The sequence below is a fragment of the Lentzea miocenica genome (assembly GCF_033949945.1).
In the GTDB taxonomy this organism is placed as follows: Bacteria; Actinomycetota; Actinomycetes; order Mycobacteriales; family Pseudonocardiaceae; genus Lentzea; species Lentzea miocenica.
Genome location: NZ_JAXAVW010000013.1, coordinates 1 through 12,894 on the forward strand (window position 1 = coordinate 1; position 12,894 = coordinate 12,894).

Below are 12,894 nucleotides of genomic sequence, written 5' to 3' on the forward strand. Positions count from 1 at the left end.
GCCGGTCTGCTCGGGCGCCTTGACCAGCACCCGCTCCTCGACCTCGGCGGCCAGATCCGCCGTCAACGGCAACGTCCGCTCGTACAGCACGCGGGCCTTGTAGAGGTCGATCTCACCCTTCTCCAACGCGTCCAGCGTCTGCGGCAACTTGCTCGCCAACTCCACCGCCAGGTGAACCTGGTCAGTCGTCCACCGCGACGTCCAGTGCATCGCCGCCGCGATCTCAGCGTCGAAGAACTCATCACCCGCGCACACGACAGCGTACTCAGCGAGCACACGAATAGCCTGCGCCTGATGATAAGCAACTTGTTTCTGATGATAGGCGAGAGCATCGAGAACCTCGACCGCTTCCATGCTGCCATTCTATTCGTGATCAAAAACGCCAAAGGGGGCTGAGCGACACACGATCGAGTGACAAATTCTTCCAACCACAGAAATTCGTTCCGGCACGCCCGACGAAGGAGGGCATGTGCCGGGTCGGCGCCAGCCGTGGTTCTCAGCAAGCCAGGACTAACGTCGAGCAACATGAAGATCGTGATCCCAGGCGGCACCGGCCAAGTGGGCACCGTGCTGCACCGGACCCTGACAGCGGCAGGCCACGAGGTAGTGATCATCAGCCGAAGCACCGGCGTGCGCTGGGACGGCAGCACCCTGGGCGACTGGGCGAGCGAGATCGACGGCGCCGACGTAGTGATCAACCTGGCCGGCAGAAGCGTGAGCTGCCGGTACACCGCCGAGAACCTGCAACAGATGATGCGCTCACGAGTGGACTCCGCACGAGTGGTCGGCCAGGCGATCTCGAAAGCCGCAAAGCCACCCAGCGTCTGGCTGCAGATGAGCACCGCGACCATCTACGCACACCGGTTCGACGCACCGAACGACGAGGAAACCGGGATCATCGGCGGCCGCGAGAAGGACGTGCCGGGTTACTGGGCGTACAGCGTCGAGATCGCCAAGCGGTGGGAAGCAGAGCTGAACGAGGCCGACACACCGCAGACCCGCAAGGTCGCACTGCGGGCGGCGATGGTGATGAGCCCGGACAAGGGCGGCGTGTTCGACTACCTGTCGTGGCTCACGCGACTGGGACTCGGCGGACCGATCGCGGGCGGGCGGCAGTACGTGTCGTGGATCCACGACGACGACTTCGTGCGGGCGATCGCGCTGCTGATCAGGGAACCGATCGAGGGCGCGGTGAATCTCGCAGCGCCGAACCCGGTGCCGCAGAAAGACTTCATGCGTGAGCTGCGGAAGGCCTGGCGGATCCCGGCAGGGCTGCCCGCGACGTCGTGGATGGCCGAGATCGGGGCGTTCGCGATCAGGAGCGACACCGAGTTGCTGCTCAAGAGCCGCCGGGTCGTGCCGGGACGGTTGCGGGAGGCCGGTTTCGAGTTCCACTTCCCGAACTGGCGGGAAGCAGCGCAGAATCTGGCTGAGCGCAGGAGGTGAGATGCCGAGGATCAACGACGTCGGCGGGCAGGACGGGTTCGGGCCGGTGCTCGAGGAGCTGGACGAGCCGATGTTCCACGCGGACTGGGAGGCACACGTCTTCGCGATGAACCGGGCGCTGATCGGACGAGGCGTCTACAACCTCGACGAGTTCCGCGACGCGGTCGAGCGGACGATGTCGCACGAGTCGTCGTACTACGAGAACTGGTTGCGCGGGATCCAGACGTTGCTGCGGGAGAAGGGCCATGTCTGAGCGATACACCGAAGGCGACCGCGTGCGGACGTCCACTGTGGACCCGGATCATCACACGCGGCTGCCGGGCTATGCGCGCGGACGGGTGGGCGTGGTGGTCGGCAGCGACGGCGTGCATCCACTGGCGGACCTGCGATCGCGCGGAATCGAGCGGCCACAGCCGGTTTACCTGGTGCGGTTCACCGCACGGGAACTGTTCGGACAGGGCGATCACAACGTGACGCTGTCCCTCTGGGAGGACTACCTCAGCGATGAGTGACGACCACGACGACTCCCCCATCGCCGCGCGCGTCCGGGAACTGGAAGCGATCCTCGAGGAGAAGGGGCTGCTGGACGCGGCCGAACTGGACCGCGCACTGGAGGCGTTCGCGCACAAGGCCACGCCCGCCAACGGGTTCCGGGTGGTGGCGCGCGCCTGGGTCGATCCCGAGTTCAGGGCACGGCTGCTCGACGACGCGAACGAGGCGTTGCCCGCGATCGGGTTGTCGATGGGCGGCGGACTTCAGGTGCAACGGCTGCTGGTCGTCGAGAACACCCCGCAGGTCCACAACGTGATCGTCTGCACGCTCTGCAGCTGCTACCCGATCGCGTTGCTCGGACCGTCGCCGACCTGGTACAAGAGCACGGCCTACCGCTCGAAGGTCGTCAGCCACCCGCGCGAGGTGCTCGAACAGTTCGGGTTCACGCTGCCGGACGACACCGAGATCCGGGTGTGGGACGCGAACGCCGAGACGCGGTACATGGTGCTGCCTCGCAGGCCCGAGAACACCGAGCACCTGACGGAGGAAGAGCTCGCGACTCGGGTGACGCGCAACGGACTGATCGGTACCGCTGCGGTGTGATCCACAGCGTCAGTGCGATTTCGGTTCGTAGCAGTCACCTTCGCCGGTGGTGCCGTCGACGAAGATCCGCACCAGACCGGGCTTCAGGTCACCGATCAGGCACGTCACGCGTTCGGTCGGCCCGTTCGACACCGTGATCGTGAACCCGACGAACGTCTCCCGCTCGTACGGCCGGATCACGTACGCCTCGTACCCGCTCAGCGCCTTCTTCGTGGCGTCCACCGAGAAGTCGCCCGACCCGCACACCCGCTCCAGGACCGGCCGGACCCGCGCGATCGTGTCGCGTCCTGTTTGGACACCCTTGGCGTTCAACGGCTTGCGCTGCTTCCAGCGGCTGTTCTCGGCGTTGTGCGGGGCCACGTCCGGAGTCGCCCCACCCGTGGGCTGCGCCGGAGGTACCGTCTGCACCACCGGCTCCGGCACCTTCTCCTCGACCTGGCACGGCCCAGCGGGCGACAGGCTCGTCGGCACGGTCGGCGGCGGTGTTTCCGTCGGCGTTCCGGTCGGCAGGACTGACGGCAACCCGTCCGCCGTCTTCAGGTCCGCCCGGCCGCACGCCGCGCACAGCAGCATCACGATCAGTGCCCCCAGCACTCTCCCCATGCGAACCACTCTGGCACAACGAAGCGCTGAAGGTCAGTGAACCGGTTGAACCGAGGGAACGTTCTCGACCGACCGCACGGACCGCGAAGCGACCATGAACAGGGTCGCGGCCACCTGGATCGCCGCGCAGCCCAGCAGGGTCGCGGTGATCCCCGCGGCGCCCGACACCGGACCGATCACCAGCTGGGCGAGCGGAACGGCCGCCATCGACCCGAGCATGTCGTAGGAGTAGACCCGCGCGAGCCGGTCCGCCGGCACGTGATGTTGCAGCGACGTCTCCCACGCCACGCCGAACTGCTCCATGCACAGTCCGCACACGAAGGCCGTGGCCATGAGCAACCACGGTTCGGGGTGCAGGGCGAGAGCCAGGGGCAGGCCCACGAACGCCACCACGCACGCGCAGCCGAACAACAGCAGCCGGCGCACCTTGAGCCGCAGTGCCACGAACGCACCGGCGACCATGCCCGCCGTCTGCGCGGCCAGCACGAAACCCCAGGTCTCGCGCCCGATCACGGTGTCCGCGAGCACTGGGCCGAGCACCATCGTGCCGCCGGCGTAGGCCGCGTTGACGAGAACGAAGGCCACCACCACGATCCACACCCAGGGCCGTGACACGAACTCGGTCCAGCCGACCCGCAGCTCGGACAGCACGCCCGGTTTGTGCTCGGCGGCGATTCTGGCCGCGGGCACGCGCACGAACGCGAAGCACAGGCCCGCCAGCGCGAACGACAGCGCGTCGACCGCCAGTCCCCAGCCAGGGCCGGCGAAGGCGATCAGCAGGCCGCCGAGCGACGCGCCCGCGATCATCGACGAGTTCAGGCCGAGGCGCAGCAACGCGTTGGCGCGCTGCCGGAGCTCGGCGGGCACGGTCTGCGGAGCGAGGGCGGCGGAGGCGGGGAACGAGAACGCGCTTGACATGCCGTTCACCGCCGCCAGCACCACGAACGCCGGGATGGACACCGACCCGGTGAGCACCAGCACGGCGAGCAGTCCCTGGCTGAGGGCCGACACCGTGGACGACCCCACGAGCACGAGCTGGCGGGGCAGGCGGTCCGCCACGACCCCGCCCCACAACAGGAACAGCAGGTTCGTGATCGAGCGCGTCGCCACGACGATGCCGAGCGTGGTCACCGACTCCGTCACGTCCCGCACGGCGAACACCAGCGCGATCTGCGCCATCGCGTTGCCGGCCATGGTCGTCACCCTGGCCGCGAGCAGCCAGCGGAAAGCCGGACGCGCCAACGGCGCGAGTGATCCCCCCATGGATCGCACCGTACCGCCGAGGCCAATTGAATTGCCGGGAGCCGCCCGACCTGGGGATCGAGCGGCTCCCGCTCACCGCACCCTCGGGTGCGATGAGGCGATGACCACCGCGGCGGCGACGGTCACCAGGTTCTTCAGGATGTACTGGGCTTCGAACGACGCCTGCAGCGGACCGGCCCACATCTCGCCCGGGAACAACACCAGCGGTGTCGACACCAGCACGACGTGACCGATCAGCAGGACCGCGCACAACCGTGGTGCGCGAAAGCTCAGCAGAACCAGTGCGATCCCGATCTCGGTGATCGCGGAACTCAGCCTGGCCAAATCCCCGTGGATGATCCCGAACGTCAGCGCGGATACCGTGCGTTCGACGAGATCCTGGGCAGGGCTGCCACCGGGAAAGAGCTTCAGCACGCCGAACCAGAGGTACACGACCCCCAGTCCAATGCGCAGCAGCGGAATTCCGGCGTCACTCGCGAAACGGGTGACGCGTTCCTCCGTGCTCTCGCGGCGTGTGGTTTCTGGACGCAACATCGATCTCCCTCTCCTGTCTGGCTGCCACCACCCAGCCAGACAGGACGAGCGAGGAAGATCAGCTGCTCGGCTGTGCCGGGTCCCCGAGCGGGTTCAGCAGGTCGGCCTTGCCCTCGAAGGCGAACAGCAGCAGGTCGACCATGCGGAACGTGCTGGAGTCCGGGCCGAGCGTGGGCCGCCAGTACGGCGAGCGCACGATCGAGATCCGGCTGCCCTCGATGGCCCGGTGGAACACCTCGGCGGTGAGCCGGCCACCGACCGGGCCCATCAGACCGTTGCCGACCTCCGCCTCGCGCAGGACGTAGAACCACAACGGCGTCGCCTCGACCAGCTGCGCCTTCTGGTCCTCGGTCAGCGCGTCCAGGTTCGCGCCACCGTTGCCGGTCAGGATCTGCTCGGCGGTGAGCGGCTCGACCCCGAAGAGCTCCGCCATCTGCTGACCGGTGGCGAGTTCCATCATGTTCGCCCTGGTCAGGTTGCGGAACGCGAGGTTGCGCTGGATCTCGGGGAACTGCGTGCCGCGGCCGCCGAACGTGCCGGCAGGCAGCTGCCGCAGCGGGTCCACCAGCAGCGAGTCGATCCGCTTGGTGAGGTTGCCGCCGCCGAACTCCGCCGGGGGCACCAGGTCGTCCCGGTCCGCCTCGGTGAAGTCGTAGAGGCGGCGGAAGTCCGCGATCCAGTTGCTGGGCAACGTGAAGGTGTTGCCCCTGTTCACGTCGTCCAGGTCGGGCACGGCGGAGCTGGGATCGAAGTTGCCCGCGGTACCGGTGAACACGAACAGCAGGAACAGCGTTCCCGCGATGCCCTGGGTCGTGTTGAACACGCGGTTCCACTGGTAGGCCTCGCGGATCATGCTGTGGCCGAGCCGGTAGGACGCGACCGAGAACTCGATCGGCATCGTCGGGGTGTTGTCCCGGCCGTGGCAGTCGCCGGGCACCTCGAAGAACCTGCGGCCGTTGGTGAAGACGTCGTCCACGATCGCCGGATCGATGATGCGCGGCAGGAAGTCCGTCCTCAGCATCCACTGGTAGTGCCGCACCACGAGTTCCTTGGCGGCGCGGAACAGCCGGTCACCCGTGAGGCCGGTGAGCGCGAGCTCGTCGACCACGCGGTTGTGGAAGCGGATGAACGCCAGGTGTGTCTGGGCGATCGCCAGGTTCTCGTCGTTGCGCGCGTCCGGGATCAGCGGCGCGCGGCGATCCGCCGCAGTGCCCGCGGTCCCACCGCGGCGAGGCAGGTCGAAGCCCTCGAACGGAGGGAACTCCGGCCCCAGCGGCGAGGTGGTGCCCATCTTGAGCTTCACGCCGTCCTCGGCGTAGAAGACCTGGTCGTCCTTGTCGCGCGGGCCGCGGCCGTAGACCGAGTCGAGGTCCAGCGCCGGCGAGCGGCCCTGCATCAGCTCGTCCACGTTGACGTCCTGGCCGAGCTGCGACTCGGTGCGGTCCATCGTCAGGTCGTGGTCGACGAACTGGCCGAGGTAGGTGAAGCCCGCCGGGACGGCCGGGTTCTCCGAGTCGGGCTGCGAGCCGGACGGCGTCATGGCCAGCGCGAGCGCCTCTCGCAACGCCTCGTCCGTTCGCGGGCCCTTCGGCCCCAGTCGCGAGAACCGGAACCTGCGCAACTCCTCCGTCGTGGAGGGCTGACGCGTGGTGGCCTCACCTCTGCCGTCGAATTCCAGCACACCTTCGCCCACGACGAAGAAACTGTCGCGCACGTGCCTCTTCATATATCCCCCTGTATTCCCCTGTATCAGGCAACCTGTTCTCCCCAACAAGTACCTGCCCCACCGCCAGTCTCCATACGGACGAAATTACCGTCGAAGCTTTTGGCCACAGCCAAAACGTCGTCACGCAGCGGATACGAGGTGGTCCGGAATATTCGTGAAAACCGGCAGCTCGGCCATCTCCGCGGCGAAACTCTCAGCCGCATCACAGTAAGTCCTGGTATCCAGCACGTGGTGGACGCGTTCGGCGAGAACGGCGGCGGTGAGATCTTTCACTTCCACCTGGATTCCCGCTTTCAGATCTTGAATTCGCGCGGCGTTGCGCCGCTGGTCGGCGAACAACGGCAGGCACACCATCGGCACCCCGGCGGTCAACGCCTCCCGCACGCTGCTGTATCCGGCGTGCGTCACGAACACCTTGGCCGTGTTGAGCAGTTCCTGTTGCGGGATCTCGGGTAGTGCTGGGCCGGGTGCCACAACGCCGGGGTGAGACCGGCGGTGAAGCACGGTTCGGTCGCGCACACCCCCGAACTTGGCGCGCACCTTGTCCTTGCGTTCGTCGAGGAGCGGGATCTCCAGCGGTGCGACGGGGCGATGTCGACCAGCGCGTGCGGGATGCCGAGCACCTCGGCGGCGATCTGGCCGCCGTACTCGTTGGTCTCGCGCAATGGGCAACGAGGTCAGCAGAACGCGCACGTGGGTCCCCTTTCGCGGCTTGCTGCGAGAGAACTCCTGGCCCGACCGGCCGGACAACTTCCAATCCGGTCAGCGGACCGCGTTTCCGGGCGGCGCCGACTGGGTACCACTGCGAAATGCTCGAAGTCACGGTGACCGAGTCGTCGCCTGCCTCCACCCTTCTCACCGTCACCGGTGAACTCGCCGGAACCGGCTCGGAACGCCTGCTCACACGGCTCGACCGCCTCCTCGACAAAGGCCACCGCTACGTCGTGCTGGACCTCACCGGCGTCACGTTCTGCGATTCCAGCGGGATCAGCGCCCTGGTGCGCGGACATGCCCGCGCCTCGGCCGCGGCGGGCAGGCTGCGGTTGTCCGCAGCGTCTCCTCAGGTGACACGGGTGCTCGAACTATCAGGGCTGGCACGGATGCTCGGCCTTCAGTCCACAGTGGAGCTTTGAGCCTCCGGAACAGATCGTTCGCATCGCATCGGCCGGCGCGTTCTCGTGCAACCGAACGTGGAGACCGCCAGGATCCTCATGATCTGCGACAGTGCGATGATGGCGGGGTGGAGTCCACGCGCATCGACCGCTGGCTGTGGGCGGTCCGGCTGACGAAGACCCGCCCGGACGCCTCTCAGGCGTGCAAGGGCGGCCACGTGCGCATCAACGACAAGCCCGCGAAGGCCTCGGCGACGGTCGTGCCCGGCGACCAGGTCAGGGCTCGGGTGGGCGACAAGACCCGCATCGTCGAAGTGGTCCGGGTGATCCAGAAACGGGTGGGCGCGGCGGACGCGGCCACCTGTTTCATCGACCGCACTCCCCCGCCACCGGTGGAGGCTCCGATCGCCCGGCGCGACCGCGGGGCCGGGCGGCCGACGAAGCGCGAGCGGCGCGTGCTGGACCAGTTCCGGTCGCAGAACTAGAGAACGGCGTCCGCCAGTTCCGTGAGCGATGTGCCGAGCGGCAGATCGACCCGGTGGGACGCGTACGGGTCGCCTCGCGTCTCACCGCGGTTGATGATCACGACCGGCAGGCCGGCCGTCGAAGCGCGTCGCACGAACCTCAGGCCGGACATGACCGTCAGCGAGGAGCCGAGGACCAGCAGCGCACGGGCGTTGTCGACGAGTGAGTAGCACTGCTCGACGCGCGGGCGCGGGACGTTCTCGCCGAAGAACACGACGTCCGGTTTCAGCACACCGCCGCACTCGACGCAGCCGACGACCTCGAAGCCGCGGACCTGGTCCTCCGGCAGGAACACGTCGCCGTCCGGGTTGATCTCGGTGGTGGTCGCGGCGAAGTCCGGGTTGGCCTCGCGCAGGCGGCGGTCCAGGTCGACGCGGGGCGAGAGCAGCTTGCAGTCCAGGCAGATCACGCGGTCCAGGCCGCCGTGCAGCTCGACGACGTCCATCGTCCCGGCGGCCTGGTGCAGGCCGTCGACGTTCTGGGTGATGACGCCGGACAGCTTCGAAGTGAGCCGGGTGACGGCGTGATGGCCCGCGTTGGGGTGCGCGCGGGCGATGGTGCGCCAGCCGACGTGGCTGCGGGCCCAGTAGCGCTGCCTGCCGGCCTGGCTGGTCGTGAACTCCTCGTAGGTCATCGGGGTGTGCTTGCGCAGGGAGCCGCCAACGCCCCGGTAGTCCGGGATGCCGGACTCCGTGGACAGGCCCGCGCCGCTGAGCACCAGCACCCCGCCGTCGGCGACGATCGGGACGACGTCGGTCAGGGTGGAGGTGCGCGGCAGCGACGGGCCTGAGTTCAACCAGGTCAGAGTGGGCCTTGTTCGCACAGTGCCACTTTACGTTTCACCTGCAAGTCACCAGCTCTGGTACCACTGCCGCAGCTCTGCCTCCGCCGCCACCGTGTTCCCTCCCGATGCGGCCGTGACCAGTGCGAACTGCCTGCCGGCCCCTCCGCGCAGCAGCAGCTTGTCGCCGTCCACCGTTGCCGGTGCCGAGCTCACGACCAGCGGCGAGCGCAGCGACGCGGGCAGGTGCACCTCGGTCGGCGCGGTGCCACCGGTGGAGTCCCAGACGAGCACGGCGAACGGTGCCGAGCCGACCAGCGTGCGGACGTTCGGCAACGGGATCTGCTGCCAGGTCTGGTAGGCGCGGTCCTCGTAGGCGAAGGCGAGCGTGGTGCCCGCGACGGCCTGCGGATAGACGCGGTCGACGAGCGCGCGGTCGACGGTGAGCACCGCGTTGCCGGCGTCGTCGAGCTTCACCGCCGAGAAGTGCTCGTCGTTCATCGCGTCGCCGTCGGTCTTGACCTTGCCGGGGTTGTCGTTCATCAGCTCGCGGTGACGGCCGTAGTTGGTGTCCCAGTGCCACTGGCTGCCCGAGATCACGCTGCCACGCGGCGCCGACCACCAGCGCGCGCCCGGCGCGGTGGAGTCGAGGCCCTGGTAGATCGCCTTGAGCACCGACGGGGTCTTGTCGGAGGTGAAGCCCGAGACCGGATGCCCGAACTCGGAGACGATCGAGGTGGTGCCGAGCGCCCTGGCGCGGTCGCGGATCGTGCCGAACGCCTGGGTGTACTGCCCGTCGCCCGCCTTGCCCGGCATGAGGACACCGGACTGTGCTTTGCCGTCGTAGAAGTGCGCGTTGAACACGAACCGCTCCCCCAGCGACGGCACCAGCGCGAGGCCACCGGGTTCGGCGAAGAAGTCCACGTTCTGGTTCCAGAACACCAAAGGCTCGACGAACGCGGGCTTCGCCGTCCAGCCGACTTCATCCATCTCCGTGCGGAACCGCTGGTAGAACGGCATCAGGAGGTCGCGCTCCCACATCTGCGACGTCTGACCGCTGTCGTACTTGCCCGCGTAGGGCTCGTTGAGCGGGTCGACGCCGACGACGAGCTTGAACTCGTTGGCGGGCAAGGCTTCCTTGACGTGCTTGAGCGCCTCGCCGGCCGCGTTGACGAACGAGTCCTGCACGCCGTTGCGGTTGTGCCAGAAGTCGTAGGTGGCGGCGATGACGGCGTTGTTGTTCTTCATGTTCTGGCCCCAGTGGAAGCAGACGCCGCACGACTCCTTGGGGTAACCGCTGGCCGCCCACGCCGGTGCGCCGTCGCCGGTGTACCAGCTGTCCTTGTTGAACAGGTACCGCGAGTACAGGTCCTGGTGGAAGTCGAGGTAGACGCGGATCCCGAGGTCGGTGAACGCCCGCAGCTGGTTCGTGACGCCGTCGAGGTAGGCGTGGTCGATCTGGCCGCGTTGCGGTTCGATCCACGCCCACGTCAGCAGGAACCGAACGGCGTTCGCGCCGGTCAGCTGTTTCATCGCCTGTGCCGACTTGCGCGCGTCGGCCGTGTTCGCGAACGGCAGGCCGCGGTACTCGGCGAGTTTCGCCGTGCCCGAGACGTTGAAGCCGCGCAACACGACCTCGCGCCCGTGCTCGTCGCGGAACACCCCGCCGGACACCCGGAGCTCGGAGCCGTCGAACGACTCGGCCCGCGCCGGAGTGATCATCGAGGAGAAGAAGATCAGGACTGCGAGAAGAACAGCTCGCCGCATCGCCGCCACCTGTCGCCGCTGTCAGGAACGTGAACGAGATTCGCGTTGCACGCTAGCTGACGAATCCGCGTTCGACCAGCGTTCGACTGGCGAAGGGGAACGCGTGGCTGCCGTGATCGACCGCGCCGGAGTCGCACTGGCGGATCGGGCCGGCCATGGAGGAGCTCAAAGCCTTGGGCCCTGGGGCTCCTCCAGGCCGCTCGTCGAGTTCTACCGCCGGCACACCGTCGTGGAACTCGGGGTGCCGATCAGCTGAGTGCCGACACGATCAGCTCGGCGGTCTTGACCACCAGCGGCTCGTCGGCCCCACCTTCCGGCGTGTCCTTCTTCGTCGACAGCACCGAGATCACGATCGGCGCGCGGCCGGGCGGGAACGCGATGCCGACGTCGTTGGTGGTGCTGTACTTGCCGGTACCGGTCTTGTCGCCCCACCGCCACGCCGCGGGCAGCCCGGCGCGGACGCGGTTGCCGCCGGTCGTGTTGGCCAGCAACCAGTTCGTCAGCTGGCCGGCGTCGGCGCGGTTGAGGGCGTGGCCCAGGGTGAGTCGCGCGTAGCTCTGGCCGATGGCGCGCGGCGAGGTGGTGTCGGTGGTGCGCCCCGGTTCCGCCGAGTTCAGTTCCGGTTCCCAGCGGTCCAGGCGCGTGACCGGGTCGCCGATCGAGCGGCTGAACCGGGTGATCGCCGTGGGGCCGCCGAGTTCGCGGAGCAGCAGGTTGGCCGCGCAGTTGTCGCTGTAGGTGATGGTCGCTTCGCACAGGGCCGAGACCGTCATGCCGTTCGCGAGGTTCTCCGGCTTGCCGGTGATCGGGCCGTAGCCGGACTTGGTGACGTCCTCCTGCGTGTAGCGGATCACCTTGTTCAGCAACGAACCGTCCTGGTCGCGGCGCAGGATCGCCGCGGCCGCGATGGTCTTGAAGGTCGAGCACATCGGGAAGAGCTCGTCCGCCCTGTGCAGCACCGTGCGGCCGGTGCCGGTGTCGGTGGCGAACACGCCGAGGCGCGCGTTGTGCTGCTGTTCGAGGTCGCGCAGCTTGCCGGTGAGCGGTGAAGCCTGTGCCACGGCGGGCACGGCCACGGCCAGCGCCGCACCGGCACCCAGTGCCAGCACCGCACGTCGGTTAACACTCAACGTCCTGTCCCCTTCTTTGGAAACCTCTCCACAAGTCAGGACGCACGGGAGATCAACTGGTTGCCAGGGAATGCCTCAGTGGACTCTGCGCCAGCACGCCAGGAAGGTGAGCGCCGCCAGCAGCGAACCGGCTGACGCGAACGTGCCGGCACCCAGGTAGATCACCCACTCGTCCGCGTCGAGACCCTCCTGGGCCAGCGAAAAGCCCCACAGGATCCCGCCCAGGGCCAGCGTTGCGACGGCGACAAGTGACCAGAACACCACCAGCACGACCCTGCCGACGCGGCGCGGTCCGGTGTAGGGCTGGAGAGATCCTTTTCGTTGCAGCCACCAGGACGCCAGTGCCGCGACGGCCAGCGCGATGCCGTCGGCGGCGAGGGTGTCGCTGAGCCGGTGCCACTTCGCGGTCAGCGTGTACTGCCCGATCGCGGTGGCCCACGGCAGCACGAAGAACAACATCACGCCGCGCCACTTCCACGGCACCACGATGATCGCCGCGAACAGCACGGTGATCGCGATCGTCGTGTGTCCACTGGGGAGGCTGTTGTGCGCGTAGTCGCCGGTGACCTCGACCAGGCCCGGCCGCGGCAGGACGAACCGCTTGAGCGCCTGCACGACGAGCTGACCGGCGACGATCACGCCGACGGCCGCGATGGTGAGGTCCCAGCGTTTTCTGAGCACACCGACGAGAGCCACCACGACGACCGCGGCCGCCAGCGAGTAGACGGTGATCTGGCCCAGCGCGGTCCAGGCGGCGTCCGTTTCGGACACGTTGTCCTGGTCCGCGCCACGCAGGGCCGCGTTCTCGATCGTCTGCCCGGCCTTGGTCAGCACCGCGAGCACGTACACGATCGCCGCGAACACGAAGCCTGATGCCGCGACCACGGGCCACCGTCGGAAGTCCACGCCGCG

General features: G+C 68.0%; 15 protein-coding genes and 1 pseudogene. 6 read left to right on the forward strand and 10 right to left on the reverse strand.

Annotation, left to right across the window (positions count from 1 at the left end; genetic code table 11):
- Positions 1-354 (reverse strand): annotated as a pseudogene (locus SK803_RS16805) (DUF222 domain-containing protein); the annotation flags it as partial.
- A gap of 171 nt (positions 355-525) precedes the next feature.
- Between SK803_RS16805 and SK803_RS16810 the strand changes: the two are divergent.
- From SK803_RS16810 to SK803_RS16820, 4 genes are read left to right on the forward strand one after another with little or no spacing between them, the layout of a single operon-like run.
- Complete coding sequence (locus SK803_RS16810; protein WP_319966943.1) at positions 526-1,446, forward strand: TIGR01777 family oxidoreductase; 921 nt, start codon at positions 526-528, stop codon at positions 1,444-1,446.
- 1 nt (position 1,447) lies between these two features.
- Complete coding sequence (locus SK803_RS46540; protein WP_406601542.1) at positions 1,448-1,699, forward strand: hypothetical protein; 252 nt, start codon at positions 1,448-1,450, stop codon at positions 1,697-1,699.
- On the forward strand, positions 1,692-1,958 hold the full coding sequence (locus tag SK803_RS46545) for an SH3-like domain-containing protein (protein WP_406601543.1): 267 nt from the start codon (positions 1,692-1,694) through the stop codon (positions 1,956-1,958). Before SK803_RS46540 ends, SK803_RS46545 begins: the two co-directional genes overlap by 8 nt.
- Positions 1,951-2,541: a nitrile hydratase subunit alpha gene (locus SK803_RS16820; RefSeq protein ID WP_319966944.1), complete on the forward strand. Its 591-nt coding sequence runs from the start codon at positions 1,951-1,953 to the stop codon at positions 2,539-2,541. The genes SK803_RS46545 and SK803_RS16820 overlap by 8 nt, the downstream gene beginning before the upstream one ends.
- A 9-nt stretch (positions 2,542-2,550) precedes the next feature.
- Here the strand turns inward: SK803_RS16820 and SK803_RS16825 are convergent, their stop codons facing one another.
- The 5 genes from SK803_RS16825 to SK803_RS16845 all read right to left on the reverse strand — a co-directional run bounded on the left by SK803_RS16825 (position 2,551) and on the right by SK803_RS16845 (position 7,207).
- The gene (locus SK803_RS16825) at positions 2,551-3,144 is read right to left on the reverse strand and encodes a hypothetical protein (RefSeq protein WP_319966945.1); all 594 of its coding nucleotides are present in this window, start codon (positions 3,142-3,144) and stop codon (positions 2,551-2,553) included.
- A gap of 33 nt (positions 3,145-3,177) precedes the next feature.
- On the reverse strand, positions 3,178-4,407 hold the full coding sequence (locus tag SK803_RS16830) for an MFS transporter (RefSeq protein WP_319966946.1): 1,230 nt from the start codon (positions 4,405-4,407) through the stop codon (positions 3,178-3,180).
- Between the two features lie 72 nt (positions 4,408-4,479).
- Positions 4,480-4,941, reverse strand: a complete 462-nt coding sequence (locus SK803_RS16835) for a DoxX family protein (RefSeq protein ID WP_319966947.1) — start codon at positions 4,939-4,941, stop codon at positions 4,480-4,482.
- 58 nt (positions 4,942-4,999) lie between these two features.
- A complete protein-coding gene (locus SK803_RS16840; protein WP_319966948.1) occupies positions 5,000-6,655 on the reverse strand; it encodes a peroxidase family protein in 1,656 nt (551 codons plus the stop codon).
- Between the two features lie 132 nt (positions 6,656-6,787).
- Entirely contained in the window at positions 6,788-7,207 is a 420-nt protein-coding gene (locus SK803_RS16845; protein WP_319966949.1) for a nucleotide disphospho-sugar-binding domain-containing protein, read from the reverse strand.
- Positions 7,208-7,476: 269 nt separating this feature from the next.
- On the opposite strand from SK803_RS16845, the gene SK803_RS16850 reads away from it, so the two are divergent.
- Positions 7,477-7,800, forward strand: coding sequence for an STAS domain-containing protein (locus SK803_RS16850; protein WP_319966950.1), 324 nt, complete (start codon positions 7,477-7,479; stop codon positions 7,798-7,800).
- 107 nt (positions 7,801-7,907) lie between these two features.
- Positions 7,908-8,264: an RNA-binding S4 domain-containing protein gene (locus SK803_RS16855; RefSeq protein ID WP_319966951.1), complete on the forward strand. Its 357-nt coding sequence runs from the start codon at positions 7,908-7,910 to the stop codon at positions 8,262-8,264.
- Here the strand turns inward: SK803_RS16855 and SK803_RS16860 are convergent.
- The 4 genes from SK803_RS16860 to SK803_RS16875 form a co-directional block, all read right to left on the reverse strand.
- Positions 8,261-9,127, reverse strand: coding sequence for an NAD-dependent protein deacetylase (locus SK803_RS16860; protein ID WP_319966952.1), 867 nt, complete (start codon positions 9,125-9,127; stop codon positions 8,261-8,263). The genes SK803_RS16855 and SK803_RS16860 overlap by 4 nt on opposite strands.
- A gap of 27 nt (positions 9,128-9,154) precedes the next feature.
- A complete protein-coding gene (locus SK803_RS16865) occupies positions 9,155-10,852 on the reverse strand; it encodes a cellulase family glycosylhydrolase (protein WP_319966953.1) in 1,698 nt (565 codons plus the stop codon).
- Between the two features lie 248 nt (positions 10,853-11,100).
- Entirely contained in the window at positions 11,101-11,982 is an 882-nt protein-coding gene (gene bla / locus SK803_RS16870; protein ID WP_319966954.1) for a class A beta-lactamase, read from the reverse strand.
- A gap of 75 nt (positions 11,983-12,057) precedes the next feature.
- The gene (locus SK803_RS16875; RefSeq protein ID WP_319966955.1) at positions 12,058-12,888 is read right to left on the reverse strand and encodes a phosphatase PAP2 family protein; all 831 of its coding nucleotides are present in this window, start codon (positions 12,886-12,888) and stop codon (positions 12,058-12,060) included.
- Positions 12,889-12,894 lie beyond the last annotated feature (6 nt).

What these genes read in the sequence shown, in the direction of transcription:
- SK803_RS16830 (WP_319966946.1), bottom strand. Translation starts at nt 4,407, where the DNA reads ATGGGGGGATCACTCGCGCCGTTGGCGCGTCCGGCTTTCCGCTGGCTG.
- SK803_RS16820 (WP_319966944.1), top strand. Translation starts at nt 1,951, where the DNA reads ATGAGTGACGACCACGACGACTCCCCCATCGCCGCGCGCGTCCGGGAA.
- SK803_RS16865 (WP_319966953.1), bottom strand. Translation starts at nt 10,852, where the DNA reads ATGCGGCGAGCTGTTCTTCTCGCAGTCCTGATCTTCTTCTCCTCGATG.
- SK803_RS16825 (WP_319966945.1), bottom strand. Translation starts at nt 3,144, where the DNA reads ATGGGGAGAGTGCTGGGGGCACTGATCGTGATGCTGCTGTGCGCGGCG.
- SK803_RS16810 (WP_319966943.1), top strand. Translation starts at nt 526, where the DNA reads ATGAAGATCGTGATCCCAGGCGGCACCGGCCAAGTGGGCACCGTGCTG.
- SK803_RS16835 (WP_319966947.1), bottom strand. Translation starts at nt 4,941, where the DNA reads ATGTTGCGTCCAGAAACCACACGCCGCGAGAGCACGGAGGAACGCGTC.
- SK803_RS16850 (WP_319966950.1), top strand. Translation starts at nt 7,477, where the DNA reads ATGCTCGAAGTCACGGTGACCGAGTCGTCGCCTGCCTCCACCCTTCTC.
- SK803_RS46540 (WP_406601542.1), top strand. Translation starts at nt 1,448, where the DNA reads ATGCCGAGGATCAACGACGTCGGCGGGCAGGACGGGTTCGGGCCGGTG.
- SK803_RS46545 (WP_406601543.1), top strand. Translation starts at nt 1,692, where the DNA reads ATGTCTGAGCGATACACCGAAGGCGACCGCGTGCGGACGTCCACTGTG.